Here is a 17252-nt window from a genome sequence, read left to right on the forward strand (position 1 = left end):
CTGATGAATGTCTTTAAAAAAACGGCAAAAAACTGCCCAATCCAGGCAGGTAAAAAAGTTAACAGGCCTAACTGGTACTACTTTTAACACTGCGCCCCGGTTTTTATAAACACGAAGCGCATCGCTTATTTTGTTACAAACACTGTTACAGCCAGGCATTGTACGGGTTTGCTCATCCAATGCCATGCTGGCAACACTTGTATGCAGCATAGTCAAAAGCACATTGCATGCGACTCAATTTGAGCATGCATTCTCTTTTGTGACAAAGGCTTATGAGGTGTTTTTATGAGCGCAGTGCAACATCACCGTCTGATCATTCTGGGTTCCGGCCCCGCCGGTTACAGCGCAGCCGTGTATGCCGCCCGCGCCAACCTCAAACCCGTTGTCATTACCGGCATACAGGCAGGTGGCCAGCTCACCACCACCGTCGAAGTCGATAACTGGCCTGGTGATGTCGAAGGCCTCACCGGCCCCGTCCTGATGGAACGCATGCAAAAACACGCCGAACGCTTTGACACACAGATCGTCTACGACCACATCCATACAGCCAAGTTGCAACAGCGCCCGTTCGAGTTGACCGGCGACAGCGGCACTTATACGTGCGACGCGCTGATTATCGCCACCGGCGCTTCCGCGCAATATCTGGGCCTGCCATCGGAAGAGACATTTGCCGGCAAAGGCGTTTCGGCCTGCGCGACCTGTGATGGATTCTTCTACCGCAAGCAAGTGGTTGCCGTGGTCGGCGGCGGCAACACGGCGGTTGAAGAAGCCCTGTACCTGTCGAACATCGCCAGCGAAGTGCACCTGATTCACCGGCGCGACAAGCTGCGCTCGGAGAAAATCCTCCAGGACAAACTGTTCGAGAAAGCCGCCAATGGCAACATCCGCCTGCACTGGAACCAGAATCTGGATGAAGTGTTGGGTGATGCCAGCGGCGTGACCGGCGCCCGCCTGCGCGATAGCCATACCGGCGAAACCAAGGAACTGGCGGTTTCCGGCGTGTTCATCGCCATCGGCCACAAACCCAATACCGACTTGTTCGTCGGCCAACTGGAAATGCGCGACGGTTATCTGCTGGTCAAGGGCGGCAGCGAAGGTGATGCCACCGCAACCGCCATCGAAGGCGTGTTTGCGGCCGGCGACGTGGCCGATCACGTCTATCGCCAGGCAGTCACCTCCGCCGGGGCCGGCTGCATGGCAGCCCTCGACGCGGAAAAATACCTCGACGACATTCCCGTCGTTTAACGGCACACTGGGTGGCGAGCCTCACGCTCGCCACCGCCCTTCCCTTCTGCAAGCCCGGACGCCATGCTGACTTGGTTACAACGCAACTCCCTGACTTTCCCACCGCTGGAAAAAGCCATGCGCGACCCCAACGGCCTGTTGGCCGCCGGCGGCGACCTGTCTGCCGATCGGTTGATTCAGGCCTACCGCCACGGTTGCTTTCCATGGTTCTCGGAAGGCCAGCCGATTCTCTGGTGGTCGCCGGACCCGCGCACCGTACTGTTTCCCGACGAACTGCATGTGTCCCGCAGCCTGAACAAATTGCTGCGCCAGCAACGCTATCAAGTGACCTTCGATCAGGATTTTGCCGCGGTCATCAGCGCCTGCGCTGCCCCTCGGGAATACGCCGACGGCACCTGGATCACCGAAGCCATGCAGAACGCCTACCTGCAACTGCACAAACGCGGTTACGCACATTCGGTGGAAGTCTGGGATCAGGGCACGCTCGTCGGCGGGTTGTATGGCCTGGCGATGGGGCGGCTGTTTTTCGGCGAGTCCATGTTCAGCCGCGCCGACAACGCCTCCAAATATGGCTTTGCCACCTTGGTGCGACATCTGAAAGACTCAGGCTTTGTCCTGATCGACTGCCAGATGCCCACCGACCATCTGCACAGCCTGGGCGCCCGGGCGATCCCGCGCAGCGCATTCGCCGGTTATCTGTCGCAATATCTGGATCAACCCAGCCGCGCAACCTGGGTTTGCTGAGCGACTTTTGCGCGCGTGGCTTACACTTAATCGAAAGCATTATCCCGAGGGTTGATCATGACCGAGTTGGCGCGTTTGAAGTTCTATGCCACTCAGCCCCACTCTTGCAGCTATCTGCCTGAGGAGCAGGCCACGACCCTGTTCCTAGACCCTAGCCAGCCCATGGATGTGCATGTCTATGCAGACTTGTCGGAAATGGGTTTTCGTCGCAGTGGCGACCACTTGTATCGCCCCCATTGCCAGAACTGCAATGCGTGCGTGCCGGCGCGCATTCCTGTAGCCCAATTCACGCCCAACCGTCAGCAGAAGCGTATTTTCAAGCGTAACGCCGACTTGCAGGTGCGCCCGGCCAAGCCAGGTTTCAGCGAAGAGTATTTCGACCTTTATCAGCGTTACATCGAAGAGCGGCATGCCGATGGCGACATGTACCCGCCCAGCCGCGATCAGTTTTCGACCTTCCTGGTACGTGACCTGCCGTTCTCACGGTTCTACGAATTCCGTCTCGACGGACGGTTGCTGGCGATCGCCGTCACCGACCTTCTGCCCAACGGCCTGTCGGCGGTCTACACCTTCTACGAGCCCGCCGAAGAACGACGCAGCCTGGGGCGTTACGCCATCCTCTGGCAAATCGCCGAGGCCCGGCGCTTGGGGCTGGACGCGGTGTACCTGGGCTACTGGATCAAAAACTGCAAAAAAATGAGTTACAAGACCCAATATCGCCCCATCGAGCTGCTGGTTAACCAGCGCTGGGTCGTTCTGAACTAGAGCACACCCTTAAACCCCTTGGCTTGACCCCCACTTTTCGGGCACAATGCACGCCGCTTTTGCCTGGCGCAGTTGCACCGGGCCATTCACTGGACACCGAGGGCTTTACTGCATGTCGAAAGAAGACAGCTTCGAAATGGAAGGCACTGTCGTCGACACCCTGCCCAACACCATGTTTCGCGTGGAGTTGGAAAATGGGCACGTCGTAACCGCGCATATTTCCGGCAAGATGCGCAAGAACTACATCCGTATTCTTACCGGTGACAAAGTGCGCGTCGAGCTGACGCCCTATGACTTGAGCAAAGGGCGCATCACTTACCGCGCTCGCTAATCAAGTCAATACAAAACGCCCGGCATAATGCCGGGCGTTTTTGTTTGCCTGCGATTTACCTGCCGAACTCGGACAATGTGGGAGCGGGCTTGCTCGCGAAGGCGATCTGTCTGACACAGGGATGCTGGACCCACCGACGCTTTCGCGAGCAAGCCCGCTCCCACACTGGATTTGTGTATGACCTGCAGACAGCAAAAAGGCGCCAATCGGCGCCTTTTTGCTGTACTGCGGTTTAACGTCAGGCCATTTCAGCCGTGGTCTCGAACTCGAAGGTCAGCTCGCCGTCCTTGATGTCGATGTGTACCACACCGCCATGTTCGGCCAGTTCGCCAAAGAGAATCTCCTCCGCCAGTGGACGCTTGATCTTGTCCTGGATCAGGCGAGCCATAGGTCGAGCACCCATTGCCGAGTCGTAACCACCGGCCGCCAGCCAGCTGCGAGCCGCATCGGTGACTTCCAGCAACACACGCTTGTCTTCCAGCTGCGCCTGAAGCTCGGTAAGGAACTTGTCCACCACACTTTTGATGACCTCATGGCTGAGGCGACCAAACTGGATAATGGTGTCCAGACGGTTGCGGAACTCCGGCGTGAAGCTCTTCTTGATCACTTCCATCGCATCGGACGAGTGGTCCTGATGGGTGAAACCGATCGACGCACGCGCTGCGGTTTCGGCACCGGCGTTGGTCGTCATGATGACGATCACGTTACGGAAGTCCGCTTTACGCCCGTTGTTATCGGTTAGCGTACCGTGGTCCATGACCTGCAACAGCAGGTTGAAGACTTCCGGATGCGCCTTCTCGATTTCATCGAGCAACAGCACGCAGTGAGGCTGCTTGGTGATGGCTTCGGTCAGCAGACCGCCCTGATCGAACCCGACATAGCCCGGAGGTGCACCGATCAGACGCGATACGGTGTGGCGCTCCATGTACTCGGACATGTCGAAGCGAATCAGCTCGACGCCCAACGCCTTGGCCAACTGACGCGCCGCTTCGGTTTTACCGACACCGGTAGGCCCGGCGAACAGGAACGAACCGACAGGCTTGTCAGGCGACTTGAGGCCGGCGCGGGACAGCTTGATCGCGGTTGCCAACGAGTCGATCGCCGCATCCTGACCAAACACTGTCAGCTTCAAATCACGCTCAAGGTTACGCAGCAGTTCTTTGTCGGAACTGGTGACGTGCTTTGGCGGAATCCGCGCGATTTTCGCGACGATGTCCTCGACTTGCGGCACTTCGATGCGCTTCACACGCTTCTCGACCGGTTGCAAGCGCTGGTAGGCACCCGCTTCGTCGATGACGTCGATGGCCTTGTCCGGCATGTGACGGTCATTGATGTAACGCGAAGCCAGTTCGGCAGCCGCGCGCAGGGCTTCATCACTGTATTCAATATTGTGATGGCTCTCGAAACGCCCCTTCAGGCCGCGCAGAATACCAATGGTGTCCTCCACCGAAGGCTCCGACACATCGACCTTCTGGAAGCGTCGTGCCAAGGCACGGTCCTTCTCGAAGATCCCGCGGAACTCCTGGAAGGTGGTCGAGCCGATGCAACGGATATCACCGGACGACAGCAGCGGCTTGAGCAGGTTCGAGGCATCCATGACGCCACCCGACGCTGCACCCGCACCGATGATGGTGTGGATTTCGTCGATGAACAGGATCGCCTGCGGACGTTTTTTTAGTTCATTGAGCAACGCCTTGAAGCGTTTCTCGAAATCACCGCGATATTTGGTCCCGGCCAGCAAGGCTCCCAGATCGAGGGAATACACCACGCTGTTGGCCAGCAGGTCCGGCACCTGGTTGTCGACAATACGCTTGGCCAGGCCTTCGGCAATCGCGGTTTTACCCACGCCCGCCTCGCCCACCAGCAACGGATTGTTTTTGCGACGACGCGCCAGGATCTGGGCGACGCGCTCGACTTCCAGCTCACGACCTACCAACGGATCGATACGACCCTGGCGCGCGAGTTCGTTAAGGTTGCTGGCATAAGCATCCAGCGGATTGCCTGAAGAAGAAGACTCACCGCCCTCGTCATCCTGCATATCTTGCTCACCTTCAGAGTGATCGCCGTGCCCTGGCACCTTGGAGATGCCGTGGGCGATGTAGTTGACGACATCGATACGCGCAACGCTCTGCTGTTTCAGCAGGAACACTGCCTGACTCTCTTGCTCACTGAAGATCGCGACCAGCACGTTGGCGCCAGTCACTTCGCGTTTGCCCGAGCTCTGTACGTGAAACACAGCACGTTGCAGGACACGCTGGAAGCCCAGGGTTGGCTGGGTTTCGCGATCCTCGTCATGGACGGGGATCAATGGCGTGGTGGAGTCGATGAACTCCTGCAGGTCATGCTTGAGTTTGTCGAGGTTTGCACCGCACGCACGCAAAACGGTGGCGGCAGCCTCATTGTCCAATAGGGCCAGCAGAAGGTGTTCGACGGTCATGAATTCATGACGCTTCGAACGAGCCTCCTTGAAGGCAAGATTGAGGGTGACTTCGAGCTCGCGGTTTAACATAGCTTCACCTCATACCCAAGTGTCCGGCGATTAACCGTCCTTCTCGATTTCACAGAGTAGCGGATGCTGGCTTTCCCTGGCGTACTGGTTGACCTGCATGGCCTTGGTCTCGGCGATGTCGCGGGTAAACACTCCACATACTGCCCGTCCTTCTGTATGGACGGCCAGCATGACCTTGGTCGCCAGCTCGCGATTCAGGTTAAAAAACACCTCGAGCACTTCGACGACGAAATCCATCGGTGTGTAGTCATCATTAAACAAAACCACCTTGTACATCGGCGGCGCCTGTAAAGCAGGCTTGGCCTCCTGAACAGCAATGCCTGCGGAATCGTCGTCGTGTTCCTCCGGGCGATCTTTCTGGAGAGTCGGGCGATCCTGATTGAATGTTAGTCGAATCTGGCTGATTGCATGCATGGAAAGAAAGGTTCGTCAGTTGTGCAAATACAGTGGTGGGGGCGGCCTTGGAGGATTTCAACTCCGACTGCCTGGTCACCTTGACTATCGGCAAAACGGTGTTACAACCAATAGAGCCCACAGTGGGTAAAAAAGGTCCGCGGAGTCAACTTTTTTCGAAGAAGTGACTGCGGATGAACTGGATGATACTCCAGTGATGGAGTCTGTTGCAGAGGGATATGGGTATGTCAGGCGACAAGAAGACAGCGCCGGTCAAAGGCACTGTGAAAGGGAAGGTCAAATGGTTCAACAATGCAAAGGGTTACGGTTTTATCAACGAGGATGACAAAAGCGAAGACCTCTTCGCCCATTACTCGGCCATACAAATGGAAGGCTATAGAACCTTGAAAGCCGGGCAAGCCGTCGTCTTTGACATTATTCAAGGACCCAAAGGCTTGCACGCCGTCAACATCGGCGACCCAGCCGCTACAGCGAACAACACTACAGTCGCCATGCAACAGACCGAGAAGGTTTAACACCGCACCGTCATCCAGTCATAAAAAAACCGCCCGATTCAATCGCTTGAATCGGGCGGTTTTTGTCATGCCTGCTGTTCGCTTACATGTGCGAGATCAGCGCATCGCCGAAGCCTGAAGACGAAACCAGCTTGGCGCCATCCATCAAGCGCTCGAAGTCATAGGTCACGGTCTTCGCGGAGATCGCGCCGTTGGTGCCCTTGATGATCAGGTCGGCCGCTTCGGTCCAGCCCATGTGGCGCAGCATCATTTCAGCGGACAGGATCAACGAACCCGGGTTGACCTGGTCCTTGCCGGCGTACTTCGGTGCAGTACCGTGGGTGGCTTCGAACATGGCGACGGTGTCGGACAGGTTGGCACCTGGCGCAATACCGATACCGCCCACTTCTGCCGCGAGGGCATCGGAGAGGTAGTCGCCATTGAGGTTCAGCGTTGCGATCACATCGTACTCGGCCGGACGCAGCAGGATCTGCTGGAGCATGGCGTCGGCGATGGCATCCTTGACGACAACGTTCTTGCCGGTTTTCGGGTTCTTGAACTGCATCCACGGACCACCGTCGAGCAGGGTCGCGCCGAACTCTTCTGCCGCCACTTCGTAGGCCCATTCCTTGAAGGCGCCTTCGGTGAACTTCATGATGTTGCCTTTGTGCACGATGGTCAGCGAATCGCGATCGTTGTCGACCACATATTGCAGGGCCTTGCGCGCCAGACGCTTGGTGCCTTGCAGGGAAACCGGCTTGACGCCGATACCGCAGTTTTCGTCGAAACGGATCTTGGTAACGCCCATTTCTTCTTTAAGGAATTTGATGACCTTTGTCGCTTCCGGCGTACCGGCCTTCCACTCGATGCCGGCGTAGATGTCTTCGGAGTTCTCGCGGAAGATCGTCATATCGACGTCGCCTGGCTTCTTGACCGGACTCGGCACGCCTTCGAACCAACGTACCGGACGCAGGCAGACATACAGGTCGAGTTGCTGGCGCAGCGCTACGTTGAGGGAACGGATACCGCCGCCGACCGGCGTGGTCAACGGGCCCTTGATGGAAACCACGTAATCCTTGACTGCGTCCAGGGTTTCCTGAGGCAGCCAGGTGTCCTGATCGTAAACCTGAGTCGCTTTTTCCCCGGCGTACACTTCCATCCAGGAAATCTTGCGCTCGCCGCCGTAAGCCTTTTTCACAGCAGCATCGACAACCTTGATCATGACCGGACTGATGTCGACACCAATGCCGTCGCCTTCGATGAAGGGAATGATCGGGTTATTAGGAACATTGAGAGAATGGTCTGCATTGACGGTGATTTTGTCGCCGACGGCTGGAACCTGAATCTTCTTGTAACCCATGCTGAACTCCATTGATTGGATTGAACATCTGGCTTGGTTCGAGCGTAACCCAGTTGAATCGGCGCGCAAACCCTATGTTCTATCCATATGCCGCAAAGCCCTGCAACTGGCGCGCTACAAGCCTGAAAGCAAAGGGAAAAGCGCCAAAATCAAGCACGACGAATGACACCTCGCCGCACTCGCCCCTGCGACCTTTAGACCAATGGACGAGAATCGTTGCGTATGAACCATCGGCAGATTGCCAGCTACCTATGTATAATGCCGCCGCTGACCAAAGGGTCACGACGACTGGAAGGCTCTACGATGAGACTTTCAGCCCGACAGGCCGGCCTGTTACCGCAGACCGGCTGCTTGACGCCCTACTGATGCACCCAACATCACAGCAACGAAATCTCGATATTCGGCTCATGGATGACTTTGAACGAACGCGCTTACCCGGCGCCCCTCGAGTTTCTGCGCACGCTTTAGCAAAGAAGAGAGAGTTAATCCGAATATGCCCACCCGCTCGAAGATCATCTATACCTTCACCGACGAAGCCCCAGCCCTCGCCACCTATTCACTGTTGCCTATCGTAGAGGCGTTCACCGCCTCGGCTGATATCGCCGTGGAAACCCGCGATATCTCTCTTGCAGGGCGCATCCTGGCCAGCTTCCCCGAGCAACTGGGCGACAAAGCCGTAGCCGACCACCTCGCCGAACTGGGCGCCCTGGCCGTTACGCCTGAAGCCAACATCATCAAACTGCCGAACATCAGCGCCTCGGTTCCGCAGCTGCAAGCCGCGATCAAAGAACTGCAAGCCCAGGGTTACGCGCTGCCGGACTACCCGGAAACCGTGACCAGCGACGCCGACAAAGAAGCCAAGGCCCGCTACGACAAGATCAAGGGCAGCGCCGTGAACCCGGTTCTGCGTGAAGGCAACTCCGACCGTCGCGCGCCGCTGTCGGTGAAGAACTACGCTCGCAAGCACCCGCACAAAATGGGCGCCTGGGCTGCGGACTCCAAGTCCCACGTTGCGCACATGAGCAGCGGTGACTTCTACGGCAGCGAAAAAGCCGCCCTGATCGACGCCGCTGGCGCCGTGAAAATCGAACTGATCGCTCAAGACGGCACCACCACCGTCCTGAAAGAAAAAACCAGCGTTCAGGCTGGCGAGATCCTCGATTGCGCCGTCATGAGCAAAAACGCTCTGCGTGCTTTCATCGCCGCTGAAATCGAAAGCGCCAAGGCCCAAGGCGTGCTGCTGTCCGTTCACTTGAAAGCGACCATGATGAAGGTCTCCGACCCGATCATGTTCGGTCAGATCGTTGCCGAGTTCTATAAAGACGCACTGGCCAAGCACGCTGACGTGCTGGCACAGATCGGCTTCAACCTGAACAACGGCATCGGCGACCTGTACGCTCGCATCAAGGCCCTGCCGGCCGAGCAGCAAGCTGCCATCGAAGCTGACATTCAGGCGGTCTACGCCGCTCGCCCTTCCCTGGCGATGGTCAACTCCGACAAAGGCATCACCAACCTGCACGTGCCGAGCGACGTCATCGTCGACGCCTCGATGCCGGCCATGATCCGTGACTCCGGCAAGATGTGGGGCACCGACGGCCAGCTGCACGACACCAAGGCTGTGATCCCGGATCGCTGCTACGCGACCATCTACCAGGCCGTGATCGAAGACTGCAAGGCCAATGGCGCCTTCGACCCAACCACCATGGGCAGCGTGCCGAACGTTGGCCTGATGGCGAAAAAAGCCGAAGAGTACGGTTCCCACGACAAGACTTTCCAGATCAAGACCAACGGTGTTGTCCGCGTGACCGACACCAACGGCACCTTGCTGCTGGAACAGTCGGTTGAAGCCGGCGACATCTTCCGCATGTGCCAGACCAAAGACGCGCCGATCCAGGACTGGGTCAAACTGGCCGTCAACCGTGCTCGCGCCAGCAGCACTCCGGCGATTTTCTGGCTGGACCCGATGCGCGCCCACGACGGCGTAGTGATCGAGAAAGTTCAGGCTTACCTGAAGGATCACGACACTGCCGGTCTGGACATCCAGATCATGGCGCCAGTCGATGCAATGAAATTCACCCTGCAACGCACCCGCGAAGGCAAGGACACCATCTCGGTGACCGGCAACGTACTGCGCGACTACCTGACCGACCTGTTCCCGATCATGGAACTGGGCACCAGCGCCAAGATGCTGTCGATCGTGCCGCTGATGAATGGCGGTGGCCTGTTCGAAACCGGCGCCGGCGGTTCGGCTCCGAAGCACGTTCAGCAGTTGCTGGAAGAAAACTTCCTGCGCTGGGATTCGCTGGGTGAATTCCTGGCCCTGGCCGCGTCCCTGGAACACCTGGGCGTGACCTACAACAATCCAAAGGCGCTGGTTCTGGCCAAGACCCTGGACCAGGCCACCGGCCAGTTCCTGGACAACAACAAGTCGCCATCGCGCAAAGTCGGCAACATCGACAACCGCGGCAGCCACTTCTACCTGGCGCTGTACTGGGCTCAAGCGCTGGCTGCCCAGACTGAAGACACTGCACTGCAAGCGCAGTTCGCGACCCTGGCCAAAACCCTGACCGAGAACGAGGCAACCATCGTTGCCGAGCTCAACGCCGTTCAGGGCAAGCCAGTCGACATCGGCGGTTACTACCACGCCAGTGCCGAGCTGATCAGCAAGGCCATGCGCCCAAGCGCCACACTCAACGCGGCGATTGCTGCGCTGGTGTAAGGTTGTAAGGAAACATCACAAACCCCGGCCCTGTGCCGGGTTTTGTGTTTTCAGACCTTACACAAATCTCATGTGGGAGCGGGCTTGCTCGCGAATGCAGTTTATCATTCAGCATCTTTGTTGGCTGACACGCCGCATTCGCGAGCAAGCCCGCTCCCACACTGATCGCATTTCAATTTCAGAATTGAGGAATTTTATGGACTGGAAACCCCACATCACCGTCGCCACCATCGTCGAAGACAACGGCCGCTTCCTGATGGTCGAAGAGCACAAGGCCGGTCGCAACGTACTCAATCAGCCCGCCGGTCATCTCGACCCGAATGAAACCCTGACCGAAGCCGCGGTCCGCGAAACCCTCGAAGAAACCGGCTGGGACGTAGAACCCACCGGCGTACTGGGCATTTACCTCTATACCGCCCCGAGCAACGGCGTGACCTACCAACGGGTCTGCTTCATCGCCAAACCGCTGAAACATCATCCGGATTATCAGCTGGACGACGGTATCGTCGGCGCCAAGTGGTTGACCCGCGACGAATTAATCGAGCAGCGCGACAACTGGCGCAGCGAGTTGATCATCCGTTGCATCGACGACTACCTGGCCGGCAATCACTTCGGCCTCGAATTGATCCGTCCTTCTCTTTAGCCTTGTGCGCTTCAGCCTGCTAGAATCGCGTCCTTTTTCAAGACACTCATTGAATCCCTATGCGTGATCCAGCCCCTTCTGACACACAAAAGAAGCGCGTCATTGTCGGCATGTCCGGCGGCGTGGACTCTTCCGTTTCCGCCCTCCTGCTGATCGAGCAGGGTTATGAGGTGGAAGGCCTGTTCATGAAGAACTGGGAAGAAGACGATGGAACGGAATACTGCACCGCCATGGACGACCTGGCGGACGCCCAGGCCGTGTGCGACAAGATTGGCATCAAGCTGCACACCGCCAACTTCGCCGCCGAGTACTGGGACAACGTGTTCGAGCATTTCCTCGCCGAATACAAGGCCGGACGCACGCCGAACCCGGACATCCTGTGCAACCGCGAGATCAAGTTCAAGGCGTTCCTCGACTACGCCATGATGCTCGGCGCCGACCTGATCGCCACCGGTCACTACGTGCGTCGCCGCGACATCGACGGCCGCACCGAACTGCTCAAAGGCCTGGACCCGAACAAGGACCAGAGCTACTTCCTGCACGCCGTCGGCGGCGAACAGATCGCCAAGACCCTGTTCCCGGTCGGCGAGCTGGAAAAACCGCAAGTGCGCGCGATTGCCGAGAAATACGAGCTGGCGACCGCGAAGAAAAAGGATTCCACCGGGATCTGCTTCATCGGCGAGCGCCGCTTCAGCGACTTCCTCAAGCAGTACCTGCCGGCGCAACCCGGCGAGATCAAGACCACCGAAGGCGAGGTCATCGGCCGTCACCACGGCTTGATGTATCACACCATCGGCCAGCGTCAGGGCCTCGGCATCGGCGGCCTGAAAGACGCCAGCGACGAGCCGTGGTACGTGCTGATCAAGGATCTGGAGCACAACGAACTGATCGTCGGCCAGGGCAACGACCATCCGTGGCTGTTCTCCCGCGCCCTGCTCGCTTCGGACATCTATTGGGTCAACCCGATCGACCTGACTGAGCCGCGCAAGCTGACCGCCAAGGTCCGTTATCGCCAGAGCGACCAGCCTTGCACGCTGGAGAAGACCGCCACCGGCTACCGCGCAACCTTCGATGACCCGCAACGCGCGGTCACTCCAGGTCAGTCCGTGGTGTTCTACGACGGCGAAATCTGCCTCGGCGGCGGCGTCATTGAAGTTGCAGAGCCGTGGACCAGCAAAGGCGCTCTTCAAGGCGAGCAGCAATGACCCCCACTCAGGAGCAACTGACCGCGCTGGGCGGCGTATTCCTCGCCGCCGTGCTGGTGGACAAGATTGCCAAGACCGGCCAGACCAACGAAGCCGGCCTGACCTGCATGCTCGGCAGCCTGCTGATCCGCGACCCCAAGGACACTCTGGAAGTCTACGGCGGCGACGACATCAATCTGCGCGAAGGCTATCGCGCCTTGGTCGGCGCCCTCGAACGCGACCCGAGTGCCCTGCAGCGCGAACCGCTGCGTTATGCGCTGGCCATGCTCGGTCTTGAGCGTCAGCTGGCCAAGCGTAGCGACATGCTGGACGTGATCGGCAAGCGCCTGCCACAGATTCAGTCCCAGGTTGAACACTTCGGCCCGGCCCACGAAAACGTGATCGCCGCCTGCGGCGCGCTGTATCAGGACACCTTGAGTACCCTGCGCCAACGCATCCAGGTGCATGGCGACATGCGCAACCTGCAACAGCCGAGCAACGCCTCGAAAATCCGCGCCCTGCTGCTGGCCGGCATCCGTTCGGCACGCCTGTGGCGGCAGTTGGGCGGTCATCGCTGGCAGTTGGTGGTCAGCCGCCGCAAATTGCTGAAAGAGCTTTACCCGTTGATGCGTAACGAATAACGCGCATCGACAGCACCGAACCTAGCAATACGCGTAATACGCCGGTCAGTTGGCGACGGACCGGCGGATTTTTTCATGTATGATACGCGCCCCATTTCGTTGCCCGACTGTCCGAGAACACCCCATGCAGCTTTCTTCGCTCACTGCGGTTTCCCCTGTTGACGGCCGCTACGCCGGCAAAACCCAGGCCCTGCGCCCAATTTTCAGCGAGTACGGCCTGATCCGTGCCCGCGTTCTGGTTGAAGTGCGCTGGCTCCAGCGCCTGGCCGCTCACCCTGCCATCAGCGAAGTGCCGGCGTTCTCCGCCGAAGCCAACGCTGTGCTCAACACCCTGGCGGAAAACTTCTCTCTGGAGCACGCCGAGCGCGTCAAAGAGATCGAGCGCACCACCAACCACGACGTCAAAGCCATCGAATACCTGCTCAAAGAGCAAGCGGCCAAGCTGCCGGAACTGGCCAAGGTCAGCGAGTTCATCCACTTTGCCTGCACCAGCGAGGACATCAACAATCTGTCCCACGCCCTGATGCTGCGCGAAGGCCGTGATGACGTGATGCTGCCGCTGATGCGCCAGACCGCCAACGCCATCCGCGAACTGGCCATCCGTTTCGCCGGCGTGCCAATGCTGTCGCGCACCCACGGTCAACCGGCCTCGCCGACCACCCTGGGCAAAGAACTGGCAAACGTGGTTTACCGCCTGGAGCGTCAAATCGCTCAAGTCGCCGCCGTTCCGCTGCTGGGCAAGATCAACGGCGCTGTCGGTAACTACAACGCTCACCTGTCCGCCTACCCTGAGATCGACTGGGAAGCCAACGCCCGCGCCTTCATCGAAGACGAGCTGGGCCTGGGCTTCAACCCGTACACAACGCAGATCGAACCGCACGACTACATCGCCGAGCTGTTCGACGCGATCGCCCGCTTCAACACCATCCTGATCGACTTCGACCGTGACATCTGGGGCTACATCTCCCTGGGTTATTTCAAGCAGCGCACCATCGCTGGCGAAATCGGTTCGTCGACCATGCCGCACAAGGTCAACCCGATCGACTTCGAGAACTCCGAAGGCAACTTGGGCATCGCCAATGCATTATTCCAGCACCTGGCGAGCAAGCTGCCGATCTCCCGCTGGCAGCGCGACCTGACTGACTCCACCGTACTGCGCAATCTCGGTGTCGGCTTCGCCCACAGCGTGATCGCGTACGAAGCCAGCCTCAAAGGCATCAGCAAGCTGGAGCTCAACGAGCAGAAGATTGCCGCTGACCTGGACGCGTGCTGGGAAGTTTTGGCCGAGCCGATCCAGACCGTGATGCGTCGCTACAACATCGAAAACCCGTACGAAAAACTGAAAGAATTGACTCGCGGCAAAGGCATCAGCCCTGAAGCACTGCAGACTTTCATTGACGGCCTGGACATGCCAGCCGCCGCCAAGGCCGAGCTGAAACTGCTCACCCCGGCCAACTACATCGGTAACGCTGTAGAGCAAGCCAAACGCATCTGATCGACCGCTTGACCCTTTTAAGACGCCCGGCAGCGCCGGGCGTTTTTATTCCCGTATGAAAAGTGCTTTTTTTCAATAGGTTACACATGAATCCTGACATCCCTCTTCAACTTCTGGGCGGCATCACGGCACGGGAATTCCTGCGCGACTACTGGCAGAAAAAACCGCTGCTGATCCGTCAGGCGATTCCTGATTTCGAAAGCCCGATCGACGCCGACGAACTGGCCGGCCTGGCGCTGGAAGAAGAAGTCGAATCGCGCCTGATCATCGAGAACGGCGAGCGTCCTTGGGAATTGCGTCGCGGCCCGTTTGCCGAAGACGAATTCAGCAAGCTGCCTGAGCGTGACTGGACCTTGCTGGTTCAAGCCGTTGACCAGTTCGTACCGGAAGTCAGCGAACTGCTGGAGCACTTCCGCTTCCTGCCGAGCTGGCGTATCGACGACGTGATGATCAGCTTTGCCGCCCCCGGTGGCAGCGTCGGTCCGCACTTCGACAACTACGACGTATTCCTGCTGCAAGGCCACGGCAAGCGCAACTGGAAAATCGGCCAGATGTGCGATTCCGAAAGCCCGCTGCTGCAACACGCCGACCTGCGCATTCTCGCCGACTTCGAAGCGACCGATGAATGGGTTCTGGAACCGGGCGACATGCTGTACCTGCCGCCGCGCCTGGCCCACTGCGGCGTGGCCGTCGATGACTGCCTGACTTACTCGGTCGGCTTCCGCGCACCGAGCGCCGCTGAAGTACTGACCCACTTCACCGACTTCCTCAGCCAGTTCCTACCGGACGAAGAGCGCTACACCGACGCCGACGCCCTGCCTGCGGCCGATCCGCACCAGATTCAGCACGACGCCCTGGATCGCCTGAAAAACCTGCTCGCCGAACACATGAGCGACGAGCGCCTGCTGCTGACCTGGTTCGGCCAGTTCATGACCGAGCCGCGCTACCCGGAACTGGTAGTGGGCCCGGAAGACCTCGCAGAAGACGACGTCCTCAGCGCACTGGAGCAAGGCGCGGTGCTGATCCGCAACCCGAGCGCGCGCCTGGCCTGGTCCGAAGTCGACGACGATCTGCTGCTGTTCGCCAGCGGCCAGAGCCGTTATCTGCCGGGCAAACTGCGCGAGCTGCTGAAGATGATCTGCGCCGCCGATGCGCTGCACGTCGACAACCTCGGCGAATGGCTGAGCGACGAAGACGGCCGCGGCCTGCTGTGCGAACTGATCAAGCAAGGTAGCCTGGGGTTCGCCGATGAATAAGATTCACGTACGTGTCGCAGACTGGCAAAAGGACAACGCCGAGATCCGGCGCATTCGTGAGACGGTGTTCGTTGCCGAGCAATGCGTTCCACCTGAACTGGAATGGGACGCCGATGATGCATCGGCCGTGCACTTCCTCGCGCTCGAAGGCGACTTTCCGATTGGCACCGCACGTCTGCTGCCCGACGGCCACGTTGGCCGGGTGTCGGTTCTCAAGGACTGGCGCGGCCTTAAGGTCGGCGATGCATTGATGCAAGCAGTGATCGGTGAAGCCGAAGAGCGCGGGCTGAAGCAACAAATGCTCAGCGCTCAGGTTCAGGCCACGGCGTTCTATGAGCGCCTGGGCTTCAGCATGGTCAGTGAGGAGTTCCTGGAAGCCGGGATTCCGCATGTGGACATGGTTCGCCATTCGGCCTGATACCTTGTGGCGAGGGAGCTTGCTCCCGTTGGGTCGCGAAGCGGCCCTAAATTATTGGGACTGCTGCGCAGCCCAACGGTAGCAAGCTCCCTTGCCACAAAAGCTGCATGCAAACACCACAAAACGCCCTGACATCTCACGATGCCGGGGCGTTTTGCTGTCTACCATTCAACTTGCCCCTCCCCGGGCCGACAAACTGGCAATATCAACACTTTGAAGTTGGCGGAGATAACGGATATGTCCCTACGCACCCTGCTTGCCACACTGTTGGTGAGCTGCAGTTTTTCGGTCATGGCAGCCACTGAAATCGTGCCTTTGAATTACCACACCAGTGCCGACATGCTGCCCGTGGCGCAGGATTTCATCGGTAAGGAAGGCACCGTCAGCGCCTATGGCAATCAGCTCATCGTCAACGCTGATCAACGCAAAATCGACGAACTTAAGGCCTTGATTGGCCAACTCGATACTGCGCCAAAACGCCTGCTGATCACCGTCGATACCAACGAAAACAACTTCCAGGGCGATCAGGGTTACTCGGTGAACGGTGCAAAGCCCAGCCAGACCCGCATCATCAATCGCAGTACCGATAGCCGCGACGGCGGCATTCAGCAAGTCCAAGCTACCGATGGCATGCCGGCACTGATCCAGGTTGGCCAAAGCGTGCCGCTGACCAGCACCCAGACCGACTCCTACGGCGACCTGCGCAGCCAGACCGAATATCGCAACGTCACCCAGGGTTTCTACGTCACGGCCAACGTCACCGGCGAGATCGTTCATCTGTCGATCAGTACAAACCGTGACCGCTTGAGCCAGGAACGTCCCGATGTAGTGAACGTGCAAAGTACCGACACAACCGTCACCGGTCGCCTCGGCGAATGGATCCTGCTGGCCGGCACCAACGGCCAGACACAAGCTGATAAACAGGGCGTGACCCACAGCTACTCGACTCAAAGCCGCAACGACATGACCCTGCGGGTGAAGGTCGACACTTTGGACTAAGGCACCGAAAACTGACTGAAGAGTCGTATTAGACC

The 17252-nt window shown here is 58.7% G+C and carries 17 protein-coding genes; 14 read left to right on the forward strand and 3 right to left on the reverse strand.

The features are described 5' to 3' along the window. The first annotated feature begins 285 nt into the window (after positions 1-285). From trxB to infA, 4 genes are all read left to right on the forward strand, one after another. Entirely contained in the window at positions 286-1245 is a 960-nt protein-coding gene (gene trxB, locus V6Z53_RS22630; protein ID WP_338581867.1) for a thioredoxin-disulfide reductase, read from the forward strand. Between the two features lie 63 nt (positions 1246-1308). Further along, positions 1309-1989, forward strand: a complete 681-nt coding sequence (gene aat, locus V6Z53_RS22635; RefSeq protein WP_338581869.1) for a leucyl/phenylalanyl-tRNA--protein transferase — start codon at positions 1309-1311, stop codon at positions 1987-1989. 57 nt (positions 1990-2046) lie between these two features. Further along, positions 2047-2754, forward strand: coding sequence for an arginyltransferase (locus V6Z53_RS22640; protein ID WP_338581870.1), 708 nt, complete (start codon positions 2047-2049; stop codon positions 2752-2754). Between the two features lie 112 nt (positions 2755-2866). Next, the gene (gene infA, locus V6Z53_RS22645; protein ID WP_002553999.1) at positions 2867-3085 is read left to right on the forward strand and encodes a translation initiation factor IF-1; all 219 of its coding nucleotides are present in this window, start codon (positions 2867-2869) and stop codon (positions 3083-3085) included. Positions 3086-3323: 238 nt separating this feature from the next. Here infA and clpA read toward each other — a convergent pair whose 3' ends face one another. Together clpA and clpS are read right to left on the reverse strand one after the other, a co-directional pair. Continuing rightward, positions 3324-5594 carry an ATP-dependent Clp protease ATP-binding subunit ClpA gene (clpA, locus tag V6Z53_RS22650; RefSeq protein ID WP_338581871.1) on the reverse strand — a complete coding sequence of 757 codons (2271 nt, stop codon included), beginning with the start codon at positions 5592-5594 and terminating at the stop codon, positions 3324-3326. A 30-nt stretch (positions 5595-5624) separates the two neighbouring features. Next, positions 5625-6008, reverse strand: a complete 384-nt coding sequence (gene clpS, locus V6Z53_RS22655) for an ATP-dependent Clp protease adapter ClpS (RefSeq protein WP_020799529.1) — start codon at positions 6006-6008, stop codon at positions 5625-5627. A 218-nt stretch (positions 6009-6226) separates the two neighbouring features. Between clpS and cspD the strand changes: the two genes are divergently transcribed. Then, positions 6227-6523: a cold shock domain-containing protein CspD gene (cspD, locus tag V6Z53_RS22660; RefSeq protein ID WP_338581872.1), complete on the forward strand. Its 297-nt coding sequence runs from the start codon at positions 6227-6229 to the stop codon at positions 6521-6523. Between the two features lie 82 nt (positions 6524-6605). On the opposite strand, the gene icd is transcribed toward cspD, so the two are convergent. Continuing rightward, positions 6606-7862, reverse strand: a complete 1257-nt coding sequence (gene icd / locus V6Z53_RS22665) for an NADP-dependent isocitrate dehydrogenase (protein ID WP_008015544.1) — start codon at positions 7860-7862, stop codon at positions 6606-6608. Here icd and V6Z53_RS22670 point away from each other — a divergent pair. The 9 genes from V6Z53_RS22670 to V6Z53_RS22710 all read left to right on the forward strand — a co-directional run bounded on the left by V6Z53_RS22670 (position 7861) and on the right by V6Z53_RS22710 (position 17217). Beyond that, entirely contained in the window at positions 7861-8028 is a 168-nt protein-coding gene (locus V6Z53_RS22670; protein ID WP_338581873.1) for a hypothetical protein, read from the forward strand. The two genes, icd and V6Z53_RS22670, sit on opposite strands and share 2 nt — an antisense overlap. 327 nt (positions 8029-8355) lie before the next feature. After that, positions 8356-10581 carry an NADP-dependent isocitrate dehydrogenase gene (locus V6Z53_RS22675; protein ID WP_338581874.1) on the forward strand — a complete coding sequence of 742 codons (2226 nt, stop codon included), beginning with the start codon at positions 8356-8358 and terminating at the stop codon, positions 10579-10581. 196 nt (positions 10582-10777) lie between these two features. After that, complete coding sequence (locus V6Z53_RS22680; RefSeq protein ID WP_338581875.1) at positions 10778-11224, forward strand: NUDIX hydrolase; 447 nt, start codon at positions 10778-10780, stop codon at positions 11222-11224. A gap of 59 nt (positions 11225-11283) precedes the next feature. Next, entirely contained in the window at positions 11284-12429 is a 1146-nt protein-coding gene (gene mnmA / locus V6Z53_RS22685; RefSeq protein WP_338581876.1) for a tRNA 2-thiouridine(34) synthase MnmA, read from the forward strand. After that, positions 12426-13049: a high frequency lysogenization protein HflD gene (gene hflD, locus V6Z53_RS22690; RefSeq protein ID WP_338581877.1), complete on the forward strand. Its 624-nt coding sequence runs from the start codon at positions 12426-12428 to the stop codon at positions 13047-13049. The genes mnmA and hflD overlap by 4 nt, the downstream gene beginning before the upstream one ends. Positions 13050-13173: 124 nt before the next feature. After that, positions 13174-14544, forward strand: a complete 1371-nt coding sequence (gene purB / locus V6Z53_RS22695; protein WP_338581878.1) for an adenylosuccinate lyase — start codon at positions 13174-13176, stop codon at positions 14542-14544. 86 nt (positions 14545-14630) lie between these two features. Beyond that, positions 14631-15800, forward strand: a complete 1170-nt coding sequence (locus V6Z53_RS22700) for a cupin domain-containing protein (protein WP_338581879.1) — start codon at positions 14631-14633, stop codon at positions 15798-15800. Further along, complete coding sequence (locus V6Z53_RS22705) at positions 15793-16218, forward strand: GNAT family N-acetyltransferase (protein WP_338581881.1); 426 nt, start codon at positions 15793-15795, stop codon at positions 16216-16218. Before V6Z53_RS22700 ends, V6Z53_RS22705 begins: the two co-directional genes overlap by 8 nt. 237 nt (positions 16219-16455) lie before the next feature. Further along, a complete protein-coding gene (locus V6Z53_RS22710) occupies positions 16456-17217 on the forward strand; it encodes a secretin N-terminal domain-containing protein (RefSeq protein WP_338581882.1) in 762 nt (253 codons plus the stop codon). Positions 17218-17252 lie beyond the last annotated feature (35 nt).

It is taken from the genome of Pseudomonas sp. MAG733B, from assembly GCF_036884845.1.
GTDB lineage: Bacteria > Pseudomonadota > Gammaproteobacteria > Pseudomonadales > Pseudomonadaceae > Aquipseudomonas.